General features: G+C 65.9%; 14 protein-coding genes. 8 read left to right on the top strand and 6 right to left on the bottom strand.

All coding sequences use genetic code 11. The annotated features are described in order from the left end of the window. Positions 1-221 precede the first annotated feature (221 nt). The 3 genes from ABD231_RS40140 to ABD231_RS40150 form a co-directional block, all read right to left on the bottom strand. A complete protein-coding gene (locus ABD231_RS40140; protein ID WP_344165068.1) occupies positions 222-974 on the bottom strand; it encodes an acyltransferase domain-containing protein in 753 nt (250 codons plus the stop codon). Then, positions 967-5,076 carry an alginate lyase family protein gene (locus ABD231_RS40145; RefSeq protein WP_344165071.1) on the bottom strand — a complete coding sequence of 1,370 codons (4,110 nt, stop codon included), beginning with the start codon at positions 5,074-5,076 and terminating at the stop codon, positions 967-969. The genes ABD231_RS40140 and ABD231_RS40145 overlap by 8 nt, the downstream gene beginning before the upstream one ends. A 182-nt stretch (positions 5,077-5,258) precedes the next feature. Then, positions 5,259-6,362: a LacI family DNA-binding transcriptional regulator gene (locus ABD231_RS40150; RefSeq protein ID WP_344165075.1), complete on the bottom strand. Its 1,104-nt coding sequence runs from the start codon at positions 6,360-6,362 to the stop codon at positions 5,259-5,261. A gap of 144 nt (positions 6,363-6,506) precedes the next feature. On the opposite strand from ABD231_RS40150, the gene ABD231_RS40155 reads away from it, so the two are divergent. The 4 genes from ABD231_RS40155 (at position 6,507) to ABD231_RS40170 (ending at position 9,234) form a co-directional block, all read left to right on the top strand. Further along, positions 6,507-7,394 carry a polysaccharide lyase gene (locus tag ABD231_RS40155; protein ID WP_344165078.1) on the top strand — a complete coding sequence of 296 codons (888 nt, stop codon included), beginning with the start codon at positions 6,507-6,509 and terminating at the stop codon, positions 7,392-7,394. Between the two features lie 18 nt (positions 7,395-7,412). Next, a complete protein-coding gene (locus ABD231_RS40160) occupies positions 7,413-8,057 on the top strand; it encodes an HAD family hydrolase (RefSeq protein ID WP_344165081.1) in 645 nt (214 codons plus the stop codon). Positions 8,058-8,119: 62 nt separating this feature from the next. After that, a complete protein-coding gene (locus ABD231_RS40165; RefSeq protein WP_344165084.1) occupies positions 8,120-9,085 on the top strand; it encodes a TIGR03557 family F420-dependent LLM class oxidoreductase in 966 nt (321 codons plus the stop codon). Between the two features lie 8 nt (positions 9,086-9,093). After that, a complete protein-coding gene (locus tag ABD231_RS40170; protein WP_344165086.1) occupies positions 9,094-9,234 on the top strand; it encodes a hypothetical protein in 141 nt (46 codons plus the stop codon). On the opposite strand, the gene ABD231_RS40175 is transcribed toward ABD231_RS40170, so the two are convergent. Continuing rightward, the gene (locus ABD231_RS40175; RefSeq protein WP_344165088.1) at positions 9,231-10,148 is read right to left on the bottom strand and encodes a 2-dehydropantoate 2-reductase; all 918 of its coding nucleotides are present in this window, start codon (positions 10,146-10,148) and stop codon (positions 9,231-9,233) included. The two genes, ABD231_RS40170 and ABD231_RS40175, sit on opposite strands and share 4 nt — an antisense overlap. Before the next feature lie 23 nt (positions 10,149-10,171). Beyond that, positions 10,172-10,588 carry a VOC family protein gene (locus ABD231_RS40180; RefSeq protein WP_344165091.1) on the bottom strand — a complete coding sequence of 139 codons (417 nt, stop codon included), beginning with the start codon at positions 10,586-10,588 and terminating at the stop codon, positions 10,172-10,174. 46 nt (positions 10,589-10,634) lie between these two features. Here ABD231_RS40180 and ABD231_RS40185 point away from each other — a divergent pair, with 46 nt between their 5' ends. Both ABD231_RS40185 and ABD231_RS40190 read left to right on the top strand, forming a co-directional pair. Next, positions 10,635-11,228 (top strand): TetR/AcrR family transcriptional regulator, encoded by a 594-nt coding sequence (locus tag ABD231_RS40185; RefSeq protein ID WP_344165094.1) that lies wholly within the window; start codon positions 10,635-10,637, stop codon positions 11,226-11,228. 25 nt (positions 11,229-11,253) lie between these two features. Beyond that, positions 11,254-12,438: an MFS transporter gene (locus tag ABD231_RS40190; RefSeq protein ID WP_344165097.1), complete on the top strand. Its 1,185-nt coding sequence runs from the start codon at positions 11,254-11,256 to the stop codon at positions 12,436-12,438. Here ABD231_RS40190 and ABD231_RS40195 read toward each other — a convergent pair. Next, positions 12,435-13,154, bottom strand: coding sequence for a lipoate--protein ligase family protein (locus tag ABD231_RS40195; RefSeq protein WP_344165100.1), 720 nt, complete (start codon positions 13,152-13,154; stop codon positions 12,435-12,437). The two genes, ABD231_RS40190 and ABD231_RS40195, sit on opposite strands and share 4 nt — an antisense overlap. A 71-nt stretch (positions 13,155-13,225) precedes the next feature. Here ABD231_RS40195 and ABD231_RS40200 point away from each other — a divergent pair, with 71 nt between their 5' ends. Next, complete coding sequence (locus ABD231_RS40200) at positions 13,226-13,666, top strand: PaaI family thioesterase (protein WP_344165103.1); 441 nt, start codon at positions 13,226-13,228, stop codon at positions 13,664-13,666. A 361-nt stretch (positions 13,667-14,027) separates the two neighbouring features. Continuing rightward, positions 14,028-15,437 (top strand): family 2B encapsulin nanocompartment shell protein, encoded by a 1,410-nt coding sequence (locus ABD231_RS40205; RefSeq protein ID WP_344165106.1) that lies wholly within the window; start codon positions 14,028-14,030, stop codon positions 15,435-15,437. Positions 15,438-15,439: the final 2 nt, after the last annotated feature.

Raw genomic sequence — 15,439 nt, forward strand, 5'->3', positions numbered from 1 at the left:
ACAGACATCAACAACACCTCCACAATCAAGGTGTTGCAACGACCACCTGAACCCAAGGCGCTTGTCGGCACCACGGTCCCCACACTCGACGCGCCAGTCCCCACACTCGCAAGGTGGCTTCGGTCGCGGGGGCACGGTGGCTTCGGTCGCGGGGGCACGGTGGCTTCGGTCGCGGGGGCGAGGGCGGGTGGCGGTGATGGTGTTGGCGAGGCCGATGCGGGTCAGAGGGGGAGCCAGCCGGTGACGTGGTGCCAGTGGTTGCCGTTGGCAAGGTGGTCGGCGATGGCTCGTTCGAGGGTGGTACGGCGGGGTAGTTCGGCGCCAGGTGGTTGGTCGAAGACGAAGGTGGTGACGTCGTCGTCGGCTTGGGAGACGACTGTTTCGGGGGTGAAGCGGCGTTGGAAGCGGAGGATGTTGGAGTCCTCCGGTAGGTAGTCGGCCAACTGTGGGTCGAGGAGCCAGGAGGTGCAGACGGCTCGTTTGTAGTCCTCGGCCGGGAAGTGTCGGGCGAAGAACGGGCGGGCCGCGGTCAGCGAGGAGTCACAGGCCTCGGGGGTGAGCGGCTCGCCGCTCGGGATGTGGATGTCCAGGATCGGCTCGCCGTGTCGGGTGGTCCGGTCGAACTGGAGCCGGCCGAGTCGATAGAGGCTGCCACGGAAGTGACGGCCGAACCAGTAAGGGCGGATGAGCTCGCCGTCGCGGACTCGGGAACCGAGCTGCCGCATCGTTGCCTGCGACACCTCTCGGGGAACCCCACGTGCCGCATGCCACGCAAGCACCTCGGGCAGGATCGTCAGGTAGGCGTACAACGGCAGCGTGCCGCTGTCGGCCGGCCAGGCCCGGCTTTCGAGGGTGCCGAGATCGCGCCGCAGTTCCGCGACCGCCGCCGTGAGCTGCTGCTCGTCCGGCGGCGACGCGAGAACTGCGGCCTGTTCCGTTACCGGAATCCCGACCCAATCCATCAGTTCACGCATTCACGACAACCTTCAGATACCCACCGCCCACCGGCACAACGCTGGCCGGCTGATTGTTCACCGTCACGGACCGGGCGTCCGGCGCGTAGATCCGCAGCGTGGCCGGGGCCGGCGCCATAGCAGACCGCCGTACGTCGATCCGCACGGTATCCCCGGCGTATTCGATCGACGCGTTGTCCAGCTTCCGCGACGCCTCGACATACGTCCGGGCGTCGACGACGACCGACGTTCGCTGCAGCATGTCGACACTCTGCACCGACCGGGTCCGCTTGATCAATGCGAAGCCGTCGTCGTACAAGAGGTCGTCGCGACCACCAGCGGCCAGGTCGACCCGCACGTGCCCGTCCGCAATCCGCTGTACGGCGGCCACGGTCGGCGCAGTCTCGAGCAGAGTCGTGTACCGCGTCGCCGCCACGCCCTCACGGCGAGCCAGTACGAACGGGATCGCCGTACCGGTCGATGCCGTCCCCGGACCGGTCTCGTGCAGGACGGTCGTTGCCCAAGGCTCCAGTGCGGTCAGCTTCAGACCGCTCGACCAAGTGCCGGTCCAGCGACCGTCCGCAGCCTTGCCTTCGGCAACGTTCTTCAGCAGGTGATAGCCGAAGTTCTTGTTGTCCGGATCGAGAACACAACAGGGCGCGGGACTCATCGGCACGGTCCCGATCGTCAGCGAACCGGCGCCGTGCCACGACTGGTCGAATCGGTGTGGTTTGGTGCCCTTGGCATCGAAGACGTCGAGCGAGTAGTCGTCGGTCATCAGCACCGCGCGTTCCAGCTCGACATCACTCAACGCCGGGACGCTGGCGTAGGCACCCTTGACCTCCGCATCCGCGACCTGCAGCCGCGGCGTGGTTCCGAAGTACTTCAGGGTGCCGCGCAGGTTCCGGTCCTGGCTCGTCCCATCCACGACCACCGTGTTGTGCGAGACCGTCTCGCGGTACCAGTTCTCGGTCAGATCCGCGTTGGAAGCGCCGTACACCTGACCGAGGTCGGTCGACTGCAGCCCGCTGGCACCGACGACATCCAGGTGCAGTTTGTCGGCATGCCCGTGGGTACCGCCTGCGATGCCGTAGTCGAGCCGCAGGTAGTTCGCCTGGAAGGCGTCGATCCCATGCTCGAAGCTCAGCACCGCTCGGGAGGCCGCCGAGGTTCGCACCTTGACCGTCTGCGCCGGCACGTCGGCCTGTACCCGGAGCTTCCCCGCCTTTGTCGCCAGTACGGCGCCGTCCTTGTCGAGGAAGGTCAGCTCCACCTTGCCGGCGCCACGCAGCGTCAGCGAGCCGACGTTGCCGCCCTGCACCGGAACCTCTCGCTGACCGTCGACCAGCAACTGGTTCGTCCACAGATCGACCTGGTCGAACCACAGCGCCCCGGTCCCCCGGTCGCTGCCGAGACTGAGCCGGACCGACCGAGTCGCCGCCGGCACCTCAGCATCGACGTCGTACGCCGTCCAGTCCGAATCACGCAGCAACGCCACACTCTTCGTCGACAACACCCGGCCGTGTCGGTCGAGGAAGCTCGCCGTCAACCGACCGGCCGTCGCGGCCGACGTCTTCGCCATGGCCGACAACCGGATGGTCGGCGTCCGGCGCCCATCGAGCGGCACGTCCTGCCGCAACCCACGCCAGCCTGACAGATCGGCAGTCACCCGCGCCGCGCGCTTCCCGTCCATCACGACATCCGTCACCCAGGATGCGCCGTCCAACTTCCAGTACGCCGGTACGCCGTCCGCCACCGTGGACTCGTCCTCCAGCCCGGGATTCGGGGCCAGGTTGCGACCGTTGTGCGACTGCAGAACGGCCTCACCGAGACTGGCGAAGTTCGTGCTCCCGACTCGCAATCCGGAGCTCGGTGGGATGCTGTCGGCGCCGTACCGCAGTGCCCAGCGGTCTGCCCGCGGCACCTTCGCATTCGTGTACGCGAAGTCGAGCGCGGCCGCGAACCGCGAATCGCCGTACTGGCCGTAGGCGAACTCGGCGAACTGCGTGAAGCTGACGCCGAACCGCCTGCCCCAGTTGCCACCGTCGCCGGCCGCTGGGACCGTCAGATCCGGATACAGGTAGGGCAGCAAGGTCGTGTACATCTGCTTGAACCGCGGATCGCCGAGGTAGTCGTGCTCGCCGCGAGCCGCAAGCGCGAGACTCGTCAACGCCTGCAGTGCGTAGACGTGGTAGCTGGCCGAACCCTCCCACCACCAACCATCGTCCATCCGCGCCTTGTTCAGCAGGAACTCCAGCCCGTCCTCGGAGTCGTGCAGCGCATAGTCCTTGTACGCCGAATCGTTCAGCGCGGCGCCGATCGAGTAGATGCCGGCGTCGTTCCAGGCTTGAAAGTTCGAGGTGGACGTCGGCCAGGAGGTCATCAGGTCGGCCAGCGGGCGGAGGAGGTTCTCCTCGATGTCCACCCGTTCGGCCGGTGTCAGCGAGTCGTGGATCAGGTCGTAGGCATCGACGAGGGCGATTGACGAGACCGCCTCGTCCAGCACCTGGTAGTGCACGCGGCCGTAGAGCCCGTTCAACGGGACTGAGACGAACTGGTCGGCGTAGTACTGCAGGAGGTCTCGTGCCTTTGCTGCATACCGAGGATCCGCGGTCAGTTGATACGCGAGGCCTAGATCCGCAGCACCTTGGGCGGCGTTGTAATGCCAGGTCTCGATCCAGGCGCTGTCGTAGGGTTCACCGGTGTAGACCTTCCCGTCGATCGGGCAGGTGTGCTCGGTCGGCTTGTCGTAGTCGAACCGCAGACTCGTGTTCGTGCCCGGGCACTTGTAGTTGCCGGTCCACGCGTTGTGGAACATCGTCTTGTCGAGGGGACGCGGCAACCAGTTGTCGGCCTCGGTCTTCACCACCTTGCCGAAGGCATCCTTCGCCCAGCCCTGGTCGGCAACCTTCTTCCGGAGCGCGTCTAGCTCACCAGCTGTGTTGAACACCTGTGGCTGCTCACCACGCACGGCCGCTGCCGCGACTCGCGTCTCGAGCCACGCTGTTTGCGTTAGCTCCGGTGCAGCGGCTGGAGTCGCGAGGAGCTTGACCTCGCGCGTCGTACCGGGCGCTTGTCCTGCTGGGGCGGTGACGAAGACCTTGACCTGGGCGGATGCGCCGGGGGCCAGAGTGATCGAGTCCGCTTCGAGCCTTGCTGTGTACGGCGCCGACGCCGACTGGTCGAGCTTGAGTCGGAACGTGTCGGCGACCTCGCGGCGGTTCGTGATCGTCGTGTAGTGCACAACTTCGGAGCCCGCGGCAACCGACTTGGTTACGGTGTCCGGCGACACCCAGTTCGATTCGGTGCTGACGCTGACATTGTCAATCCACGCCGTACCGGTCGCGTTGGTGACTGTCGGGATCACCTGGATCCGTTTGGTCTTGGCCGGCAGTCGCATGGTCCCGGAGATGCGCGACCAACCACGGCTCCCGGTGATCACCCCGGCGATGATCGATGAGCCCGTGTAGGTGGTTTGCCCGTTCTCGACGTACGAGAAGCTGAGGCTGACCCGCAACCCACCCGGTACGTCGGTGAAGTCCGACGACACCAGTTGATCGGTCCGCACGTCCGCGGCGACCGTGACTACCGGCCAGACGGCCTGGTCGACCTGCGTAGTGACGAACCCGCCGACCTTCTTCCCTGGCACGCCTTTCAGCCGCATGGCGCCTTCGCTGAGGTCATAGACCTGACTCAGGTACGGGGTACACCAGCCAGCCGCCGGACAGTTCGGATCGGTCGTCGTGGTGTCGAAGCCGGGGTTTGTCACCAGGTTGACCGGGGCACTCGCGTCAACCCGCAGATCGTCGAACCGAACTGTGCCGACCGCACGATCGAGCGCCACGCTGACGAACGCCGACACCGTTCCAGCCGGTACGGCGTACGTGGCGGTCTGCAATGTCCAGTTCTGGGTGCCTTGCAGCCGAACGCCTTGCCAGTTCTTCACACCCGCCGCATTGACGAACGCAATGTAGAGCTTCGCCGCATTGTCGGGGGTGGCACCCGGAACCACACCATCGAGTTTGACCTGCGCGGAAAGCGTCACCCGCGACGTGCGGCGGCCGTCCAGTCCGAAGGAGGCAGAGTTCGCGCCCTCCCAGGTAGTTCCAGTACTAGAGGTCACCTTCAAGGTCCTGGAATCCAGCGCAGCACCCGTCGAGAGTGTCCATCCATCCGGGTTTGCAGCCTCGAACCCCGGGTTCACAACAAGATTGCCGGAGGCAACCGAATCCTCGGGTAGTGCCGCAGTTGCGCTCACGGGTTGCAGCAGGGCCGCGATCAACGCGGCTGACAGCAGGTAGGGCCTCACATCTCCACCAGCTCTCGGCTTGCGGCGCCGCAGGAGGCGCGGATGACCAGCCGCGGGCGCAGCTGGACCTGATGAATGGGAGCGGTCTCGCCCTGGGTGAGGCGGCGCAGTAGCAGCTCGGCGGCGAGCGCACCGACTTCAGCCTTCGGTGGGGAGACAGCGGTTAGTGGCACTTCCCCCAGGTCGGCCACTTCGTCGTCGTAGGCAACGATCGCCAGGTCGCCAGGGACATCGAGTCCGAGTCGGCGGGCGTGCAAAACCAGTGCCGAGGCGTCGCGATCGCCTAGGCAGAAGACCGCGCTGACCTCGTTGTCGACACAAGTCCGGGCGTACGAGGCGATCTCCGAAGTGGTCCAGATCTCGCGGCGCTGGTTGACCTCGGGGATCACGGGCAGACCGAACTCCGTGATGGCCGCGTCGAATCCGGCCTGCACGGCATCCGCCGTACCAGTCCGAAGCCGACCGAGGTGGCCGATGCGTTGGTGGCCTAGCTCGGTCAGGTGCCGGACGGCGGCGTACGCGCCGCCTTGGTGGTTGGTGCAGACGTACGGCGTCGCGTCATCCAGCGTGGGATGGGGCGGCCGGCGCTCGATCAGCACATACGGGACCGGGAGTTCGGGTAGGTCCTCGAAGTACAGCCCGGGGTCGTCCATTAGATGCAGGTTCGGCACCAGCAGGAGGCCGTCGACGCCGGCCTGGAGCAGTTGGCGGGTCTGCTCGGCCTCGACCTCGAGGTTGTACTCCGAACTCGACAGGATCACCCGCACCCCGGCCGCACTCAGTACCCGTTCGATCCCCTCGATCACCTTCGGGTAGAAGTACGACGTCGACGGCACCAGTACGCCGACGAACCGGCGCTGCAGCCGAATGCCGGACGGCTGCGCGAGCACGTAGGTCCCGGAACCCTGCCGGCGCTGGACGATGTCGTCCTCGATCAGCAGGTCGACCGCCCGCCGGACGGTGTTGATGCCGACGCCGGCCGAGCGGGCCAGCTCCGGCTCGGTCGGCAACCGGCCGCCGACCGTCCAGACGCCGGTCGCGATCTGCTCGCGCAACTGTTCGGCCAAGGCCCGGAACTTCATCCCGCGGGGAACGTCCATGGAGGACATCGTGAGAGCCGATTCAATCCCCGTCAAGGCGTGTATTAGGAATGAATCCTGAGCTATTGCGGGCAAATGTTGCAGGGCACACGCTGAGCGGCATAGCAACGCTGGTTATTCATTCTCTCAATGGAAGGATTTCCCATGAGGCGAAGAATCCGCTCAGTGGCCCTGCTCACCGCCCTCACCCTGCTGGCCGCAGGTCTCGCCCAAGCTCCTGCCGTCGGCCAGACCTCCGCTCTGATGATCAACACGTTCGAGCGTCCGGCGTCGCAATCGGCGTACACGCGGGCCGCTTGGGCGACCGATGGCTGGAATGCCGACTGGGACGAAGGGATGAGCAACCGGACCTGGATCGACGGCGTCAACTTCCACCACAACGGCACCAAATCGCTGCGCGTCTTCTACCCCAAAGGCCAGATCGGTCCGGCGAATTCCGGCGCCCAAGCACCGTTCAAGCTGACCAAGGCCCGCGAGTACTACGTGTCCCAATGGGTCCGGTTCAGCAGCGACTTCAGTTGGGGTACGACCCAGTACGCCGGCAAGGTCGGTGTCGGCCTGGCCGGTGGCTTGTCCTGCTCCGGCGGCCAGCCCTGTAACGGCTACAACGGCTTCACGTCCCGGCTGATCTGGCGCAGCAGCGGGCAGGCGGCCATCTACTACTACAGCCTGAATCACAACGGCGAGTACGGCGATTACGTCAACCTGACCAACAGTTCCGGGACCGTGTTCAAGTGGCCGCGCGGCTCGTGGGTGAACGTGATCCAGCGGTTCCGGGTGAACACCGTGACGAACGGCGAGGCGAACCCCGACGGCCAGATCCAGGTCTGGTTCAACGGCGTCTCGGCCGCGAACATCTCCGGCCTGCGTTTCGTCAAGAACAGCGACCAGGTGGACAAGGCCTACTTCTCGTCGTTCGCCGGCGGAGCGACCGCCGAGTTCGCCCCCGCCAACGATTCCTGGATCTGGTACGACGACCTCAAGGTCTCCACCCAGGCCTCGGACATCTGCGAGCTCAACTCGTCCTGCTGAACACCTAGACTGCTGCCGGTGAAGATCTCTCATGTGGTCTGGGACTGGAACGGCACCTTGCTGCACGACAACGAGATCGTGCTGGCAGCGGTCAACGAGGTGTTCGTGGGCTTCGGCGGTACGGCGATCACGTGGGCGGACTGGCAGGCGGCGTACACGCGGCCGATGCGCGTCTCGTACGAGACGGTCCTGAAGCGGCTCCTCGACGAGGAGGAGTGGGCGCAGGTCGACAAGCTCTACCACGACCGGTACGACGCTTTGCTCGCCGAAGCCCTGCTCGCGGACGGCACCCAGGATGTGCTCAAGGGGCTGGCCGAATCCGGGCGGACGCAGTCGCTGCTGTCGATGTGGTTCCACGACCGGCTCACCCCGACGATCGGCGAGTTCGGGCTGACGTCGTACTTCACCCGGATCGACGGACTGGTCGCCGAGGTCGGTGGCGGTTCGAAGGCGGACAGCCTGATCCGGCATCTCGAGGCGCAGAACCTGGACCCGGCCGACGTCGTACTGATCGGTGACGTGGTCGACGACGCGGATGCTGCGCGGGCTGCCGGCGCGGGCAGCATCCTGGTCAGCACCGGCGCAATGAGCCGGGATGCCCTGGAAGCGACCGGGTTCCTGGTCACGGACTCCATCCAGGAAGCCGTCGCGCTGCTGAAGTAGCCCCACGCATGGATCCTCGGGTCACGGGCACCGGACACGGTACCCAGTGATCGGAGGAGAGCGTGAAGATCGGGTACTTCCTGTCCAGCGAGGAGTACACGCCCGCCCAGCTCATCGAGCAGGCGCGGATGGCCGAGGACGCCGGATTCGACGGTTTGTGGATCAGTGACCACTTCCATCCGTGGAACGACGAGCAGGGGCAGAGTGCCTTCGTCTGGTCGGCGATCGGAGCGGTCTCACAGGTGTGCGAGTTGCCGGTGACGACCGCGGTGACGTGCCCGACGGTGCGGATCCATCCGGCCGTGATCGCCCAGGCCGCGGCGACCAGCGCCGTACTGCTGAACGGGCGGTTCCGGCTCGGGATCGGGACGGGTGAAGCCCTGAACGAGCACGTGCTCGGGACGGTCTGGCCGACGGTCGACGTACGGCTGGAGATGCTGGAGGAAGCAGTTGAGGTGATGCGGCGGTTGTGGACGGAGGAGGGGTTCGTCTCCCATCACGGCAAGCACTACACCGTGGACACCGCCCGCATCTACACCCGGCCAAAGGAGCCGCTGCCGATCTATATGTCCGGTTTCGGTCCCGAGGCCACCGATGTCGCCGCCCGGATCGCGGACGGCTACATCACCACCTCACCCGATGCCGAGCTGGTCGATCGGTTCCGCACCAACGGCGGTGGCAGCAAACCCACGCAGGCCGGATTCAAGGTCAGCTACGCGCCGACCGAGGCCGAGGGTATCGAGCAGGCACACCGGATCTGGGGCAACTCCGGTCTCCCCGGCGAACTCGCCCAGGTGCTGCCCTCGCCGCGTCATTTCGAGCAGGCGAGTCAGCTCGTCACAAAGGAAGCGACGGCCAAGTCGGTCACCTGCGGGCCGAAGGCCGATGACCACGTCGACGCCTTCACGCCGTACGTCGAGGCCGGCTTCGACGAGATCTACGTGGCGAACATGGGCCCGCACTCGGTGGACATGATGAACCTCTACCGCACCGAAGTGCTCCCTGAACTCCGCCGCCGGCACCCCTAGGAGGAATCATGAGTACCAATCCCATCCCGGTCCCACCCGTCGAACCGTTGCCCGACCTCACCGATCCCGACGTCGAACCCACCCCGGCTCCGGAGCCGAAACCCGACGAGAACCCGGACGAGCAAATCCCGCACTTCCCGGAGGACTAGTGCCCGTCGGCGTGCACAGCCAGTAGATCGGTGATTGCGCGGTTGCACGGAGTCGGTACGCCGTGCGCACGGCCCCGGTCGACGACGTCGCCACTGAGCCATTGGACCTCGAGGCGGTTACCGCGGTTGAGGTCATGGTGCATCGACGACGTCATCTCGGCCGGGGCCTGATCGACGAAAGCCAGCCGGTCGTCGACGAAGTCAGCCGCGATCGGTACGCCGTGCGCGCGGGCAACCTGGACGACCTCCTCCATCACGTCCCGCAGGAACGCCCGCGACCGCGGGTTGCTGCGAATCGCGCCGATCGGCGTCCGCGTGCTCGTCGTCATCCCGGACAGGCCGACCAGGAAGACGAACTTCTCCCAGATGGTCCGCTCAATCTCGTTGCTGACAGCAACATCAATACCAGCCTCGGCACAGGCCGCGCGGAACGCCTCGACGCGATCCGACGCACTCCCGTCGTACTCGCCGAAGGCCAGACGTTGCAGCGTTCCCGTGTGCTTGATGACGCCGGGCTCGGCGATCGTCGCCGCGATATAGGCAACCCCGCCGACGACATGCTCGGGTCCGAGAATGCGACGCAGTACCTCGTCCTTCTGCACACCGTTCTGGAACGAGATCACCGCCGTCTGCTCCCCCAGCAACGGCTTGATCAGCGCAGCCGACTCCTCGGTATCCCACAACTTCACCCCGAACAACACGACATCCGCCGGCGCCAACTCGGACGGATCATCCGTCACCTCAACCGCCGGCAAATGCAGGTCACCAAGCTCGCTCTGCACCCGCAACCCATTCACCCGCAACGCCTCCAGCTGACGACCCCTGGCCACGAAGGCAACGTCATGCCCCGCCGCCGCGAGCCGCCCACCGAAGTACCCGCCGATCCCGCCCGTCCCCATCACCGCAATGCGCATGGGGCAAGCCTTACACAGGACGATCAGGCCACCGCGGGCTGGACGATTTCGAGGAGATTACCTTCCGGATCCTTCACGTAGGCGAAGCGCATCCCGGCCCGGGCCGCGGGCGCCGGCGGACTGACTTCGCACGCCCCGGCCGCCAGCAACTGCGCGAACGTCGCGTCCAGATCATCGACAGACAGAGCCCAGTGGAAATAGCCCTGTACGGCGGCTCCGGCGAACGGATCGGCGAATTCCTGCGGCGCCGAACCACCCCGCTCGATCAGCTCGAGCTTCAGCCCGTTGGCCGCCCGCAGGATCACCGTTCGGACCTGAGCCTCGGGCAACTCGAGCTCCTCCTCGACGAATGTCAGGCCCAGCGCACGTCCGTAGAAGGCGCGCTGCGCGTCGAGATCGGCCACCGACAGGCCGATGTGGTCAAAGTTAATGGTATTCACATCAACGAGCGTAGCACCTGAAGTTAATGCTGTTAACATCGATCTCATGACTCCTCGGGCCGGCTATCACCACGGCGATCTGCGGAATGCACTCGAGCAGGCCGCACTGCAGTTGGTCGCCGAACGCGGACCCCAGGGCTTCTCGCTGGCCGAGGCGAGCCGCCGGGCCGGGGTCAGCGCGGCTGCGCCGTTTCGGCACTTCGCGAACAAGGAAGCCCTGCTCGCGGCGCTCGCCCTGCGCAGTTATCAGGAGCAGCGGGAGCGATTCGCCGCCGCGATGACCGGAGTCGCCGACCCGGCCGAGCAGCTCGCTCGGTTTGCGACGGCGTACGTCGAGTTCGCGGTCGACCAGCAGGCGTTGTTCGATGTAACCTTCGGCGCCGGGTTGGTAAAGGCTGACCACCCTGGCCTGGAAGAGGCCGGTCAGCAGGTCCTCGACGTACTGCGGGAGCCTGCCGAGCAGCTCCGAACCACCCCGGACGCGGCTGTCGACCTGATCCACACGATCGCTGCCACAGCCCACGGATTCGCCGCATTTCTGCGTGAAGGTGTGCTTGCAGACCGCGCGCGAACGGGTTTGCGCGCGGCGGAAGCAGCCCGCGTACTTGCCCAGCACGCGGGCGAGCGCTTGCCGGGGTGAGCCGACGAGGGTTCGATAGGCGCTTGTGGAGCAAACTGAGGTAGACCGCGGCGTCTCGTACCGGACCTTGATCTGGCTGGCGGCGGCCGCGTTCTCGACTGGGATCGACGGTTATGTGCTGGCGGGGCTGTTGCCGGCGATCGCCGATGACCTGCGGGTCAGCGAGGCGGCGGCTGGTCAGCTGATGACCGTCTTCGCGCTGACCTCGGCTATCGCGGCTCCGATCCTTGGTACGGCGACCAGTCGGTGGGAGCGTCGGCGGACGATCGCACTGTCGCTGGCGGTGTTTGTCGTCGGCAACCTGGTCGTTGCTCTCGCACCGAACTACGGGGTCGCCTTCGGCGGTCGGGTGATTGCGGCGCTTGGTGGGTGCCTGCTGAACGCGGTGATTCTGGGGTATGTGATCGCGCAGACTCCGATCCGGCATCGCGGGAAGGCGCTGTCGTTCGTGCTTGGTGGGTGGATGACCGCGACCGCCCTCGGCGTACCTGTCGGGCTGGTGATCGGGCAATCCAGTTGGCGCTTCCCGATGATCCTGGTGGCCGTGGTTGGCACGATCGCGTTGGTCGGGATCATGCTTCGGCTGCCTGAGCTGCACCTCCCGGCCGGGACCTTGGCCGACCGGCTTCGACCGCTCCGCCAGCCTCGGTTGCTGGCCGGTCTGCTCGTCACGGTCGGCATCCTGTGCAGCAGCTACACCTGTTTCACCTACGCGACGCTGATCTTCGGACCGACCTTCCGGGCCGACTGGATGATCATCCTGATCATGTTCGGGTACGGCCTGTTCAGCATGCTCGGCAACGCCGTCACCGGCCGCCTCACCGATCGCTTCACGCCGATCCGCGTACTGACCGTCGTCCTCACCGGCCTCCTGCTGAACTCGATCATCGGCGATGTCGCCCTGACGTTCGCGCCAGTCACCGCGGCGGCCGTCATGGGACTGCTCTGGTTCTTCCTAGCCGGCGTCGGCAACGGCGGCGCCGCCGTCCCCCAGCAAGCACGCCTAGGCGGCCTAGCCCCAGACTCAGCCGCCATCGTGATGGCCCTCAACGGCAGCGCCATATCACTCGGCGCGGCCCTAGGCGGTGGCCTCGGCGGAATCACCCTCGCCGCCGGCGCCGCACCCCACACGTTGCTAACAGTCGCCGCAACGATCCTCGCCCTCACGCTCGGGCTCCACCTACTAGTCGCCCGAGAGCGGACTACCTAGGCGCGGTGGTCTGCGGCGAGCTCGGCTGCCAAGGCGAGCGTGGGTTCGTCCAAGGTTGCAGGTTGCAGTACGGCGGTTTGGGCGTAGGCGGCGCGTAGTAGCAGCTCAACGGAGTTGGCGCGGCCTGGAGCCTCTGTCTCCACGGATCCCACCGAGGCTGGGTCGAAGGGGAGGTCGAGGTGGCGGTAGATCTCCGTCAGCAGCGGGCGTAACTGGTCATCGTCGCCTAGGACAATCAATGCGCTGAACAACCAGCCGTTGCGCACAACGCGTTGTCCGGTGCCGATCAGCTTCACCACGCCACGCGCGTTGACACTGTGCGCACCCGGACAATACTCCCCCGGTACGGCGCCAACTCGCGCGTCGATCCCGAGATCGCGGAGCACACCGGCGTACAGGTCGCCGTAGTGTGTGAAGCGCGACTCCATGCCATCCGGAGCGAGGCGCTCACTTCGAACGTGGTCAACGACCAGCGCCTCAGTCGTATACGCGACCGGCCGTCCGCCAACCGCCCGCACCAACGGCTCGAACCCGGCATCCCGAGCAGTCCGTACGGCGGCCGCGAAGCCCGGCAGTCGGGTATCGCGGCGACCGAATACCACGACCGGATCAGCCGGCCGATAGATCCGGAGTGCCTCATCGACAAAGCCGTCCGAGGCCCGTCGTACCAGCGCATGCGCGACTGCTAGCTCTAACGCTCCCTCTTTAGACGGCACAGAACCTTGTTGCAGAGGACCCGAGTACACATGCACCTCGAAATGGTGCCACGGGCCGCTAGGGTGCCTGCATGGAGGAGGCCAGCCCCGAGGTCCAGGCACGGGTTCGCACGAGTTTCGAGCACCAAGGTCTGATGGAACATCTCGGCGCGCGGCTGACCCGCATTTCTCCGGGGTGTGTGCACATCGAGTTGCCACGGCGCCCCGAAGTCACCCAGCAGCACGGCTACTTCCATGCCGGTGCGACCAGTGCCATCGCTGACAGCGCAGGTGGCTACGCCGGCCTCACGCTCTTCGCTCCGGACAATTCGGTCCTGACCGTGGAGTTCAAGATCAACCTGCTGGCGCCGGCTGAAGGCGACTACCTCGAAGCAGTGGGCAAAGTGCTCAAATCCGGTCGTACGTTGACTGTTTGTCAGCTCGAGGTCTTCGCAGTGGAAGGTGATCGTCGCATGTCGGTGGCCGTCGGGCAACAGACGTTGATGCAGATCGCGGCCCGCCCGGAGCACTGAAACGTTGAGTGCTCAGACACATTTCGTCGGGGTCGTAGCGGCATTGTCTCGGGGTCCGGCAAGGTCTGAAAGAAGTTGACCGTGCGTACATCTTGACGGGGCCGGTCAGCATCTGACTACTGTTAGTGAGTACCCCGACGGGGTCGGACAGTAGGCGATCTGGGGACGCCGGAATCCGTATGCCACTCGTCGTCGCTCCGTCCATGCCATCAGACAGCTGACCCGCGCTGAGTCCTGGCTTTGTCATGCCTTGACAGCACATCCAGCGCGGCCAGATCCACATCGTCCTCACCTGCCCAGACCACGCAGGCGTGGTGCTGACGCATGCCCGCAGTCGATTCGAAACGGTGGTGTATTTGCCATGACCCTGACCGAACCTGATGTGAGCGCTAACGGCCAGCCGCAACTGAGCCTCGGCACGGCGGCCGCCCGCAACCTGGCCACGACCACGAAGTCCGAGCCGCAGATGCAGGGCATCACCTCGCGGTGGCTGCTCAAACTGCTGCCGTGGGTGGAGGCCAAGGGTGGCGCCTACCGGGTGAACCGCCGGCTGAGCTACGCCGTCGGCGACGGCCGAGTCACTTTCACCACCTCCGGTGCGGAGGTCCGGGTGATCCCGCAGGAGCTCTGCGAGCTGGGCATGTTGCGCAGCTTCGACGACGTCGAGGTGCTGTCCGCCCTCGCGGACCGGTTCGTCCAGCGCGACTTCCAGCCCGGCGACGTGATCGTCGAACGCGGCCACCCGGCCGACCAGATCTGCCTGATCGCCCACGGCAAGGTGAACAAGATCGGCGTCGGCAAGTACGGCGACGAGACCGTGCTGGAGACCCTGATCGACGGTGATCACTTCACCTACAAGGCGATTCTCGAGTCCGACGACCTGTGGGAGTACACGGTCAAGGCACTCACGCCGGGCACGCTGCTCACCTTGTCGCAGCAGTCGTTCGAGGAGTTGATCGGCCAGTCCGACAGTCTCCGCGCGCACATCGAGAACTTCCGCAACAGCCCCGAGGCTGCCAGCAACGAGTTCGGCGAGGCCGCCATCGAGCTGGCGGCCGGCCATGCGGGTGAGTCCGATCTGCCCGGCACGTACGTCGACTATGAAACGACCCCGCGTGAGTACGAGCTGAGCGTTGCGCAAACCGTCCTGCGGGTGCACACCCGGGTCGCGGATCTCTACAACCACCCGATGGACCAGACCCAGCAGCAGTTGCGGCTCACCATCGAGGCCCTGCGCGAGCGGCAGGAACACGAGATGGTCAACAACCGCGACTTCGGCCTGCTGCACAACGCGGATCTGAGTATGCGGATCCCGACCCGCAGCGGACCGCCGACGCCGGGTGACATGGACGAATTGCTCAGCCTGGTCTGGAAGGAGCCGGCCTTCTTCCTCGCACACCCGCGGTCGATCGCCGCGTTCGGCCGCGAATGCACCAAGGCCGGTATCTACCCGGACTCCGTCGATGTCGGTGGACACCGGCTGCCCGCGTGGCGCGGCGTACCGATCTTCCCGTGCAACAAGCTCGGGATCAGCGATACCCGGACGAGCTCGATCATGTTGATGCGGACCGGTGAGGACACCCAGGGTGTCGTCGGCCTGCACCAGACCGGCCTGCCGGACGAGTACGAGCCCGGCCTGTCGGTGCGGTTCATGAACATCAGCGAGAAGGCGATCATCAACTACCTCGTCAGCGCCTACTACTCGGCAGCAGTCCTGGTGCCGGATGCATTAGGAGTCCTCGAGAACGTGGAGATCGGCCGCGAGGGCTGATC

The sequence above is a fragment of the Kribbella yunnanensis genome (assembly GCF_039529655.1).
Lineage (GTDB): Bacteria > Actinomycetota > Actinomycetes > Propionibacteriales > Kribbellaceae > Kribbella > Kribbella yunnanensis.

Bases quoted from the DNA above. Each gene is read 5' to 3' on its own strand.
- ABD231_RS40140 (WP_344165068.1), bottom strand. From the start codon at position 974: ATGCGTGAACTGATGGATTGGGTCGGGATTCCGGTAACGGAACAGGCC.
- ABD231_RS40150 (WP_344165075.1), bottom strand. From the start codon at position 6,362: ATGGACGTTCCCCGCGGGATGAAGTTCCGGGCCTTGGCCGAACAGTTG.
- ABD231_RS40155 (WP_344165078.1), top strand. From the start codon at position 6,507: ATGAGGCGAAGAATCCGCTCAGTGGCCCTGCTCACCGCCCTCACCCTG.
- ABD231_RS40170 (WP_344165086.1), top strand. From the start codon at position 9,094: ATGAGTACCAATCCCATCCCGGTCCCACCCGTCGAACCGTTGCCCGAC.
- ABD231_RS40175 (WP_344165088.1), bottom strand. From the start codon at position 10,148: ATGCGCATTGCGGTGATGGGGACGGGCGGGATCGGCGGGTACTTCGGT.
- ABD231_RS40185 (WP_344165094.1), top strand. From the start codon at position 10,635: ATGACTCCTCGGGCCGGCTATCACCACGGCGATCTGCGGAATGCACTC.
- ABD231_RS40200 (WP_344165103.1), top strand. From the start codon at position 13,226: ATGGAGGAGGCCAGCCCCGAGGTCCAGGCACGGGTTCGCACGAGTTTC.
- ABD231_RS40205 (WP_344165106.1), top strand. From the start codon at position 14,028: ATGACCCTGACCGAACCTGATGTGAGCGCTAACGGCCAGCCGCAACTG.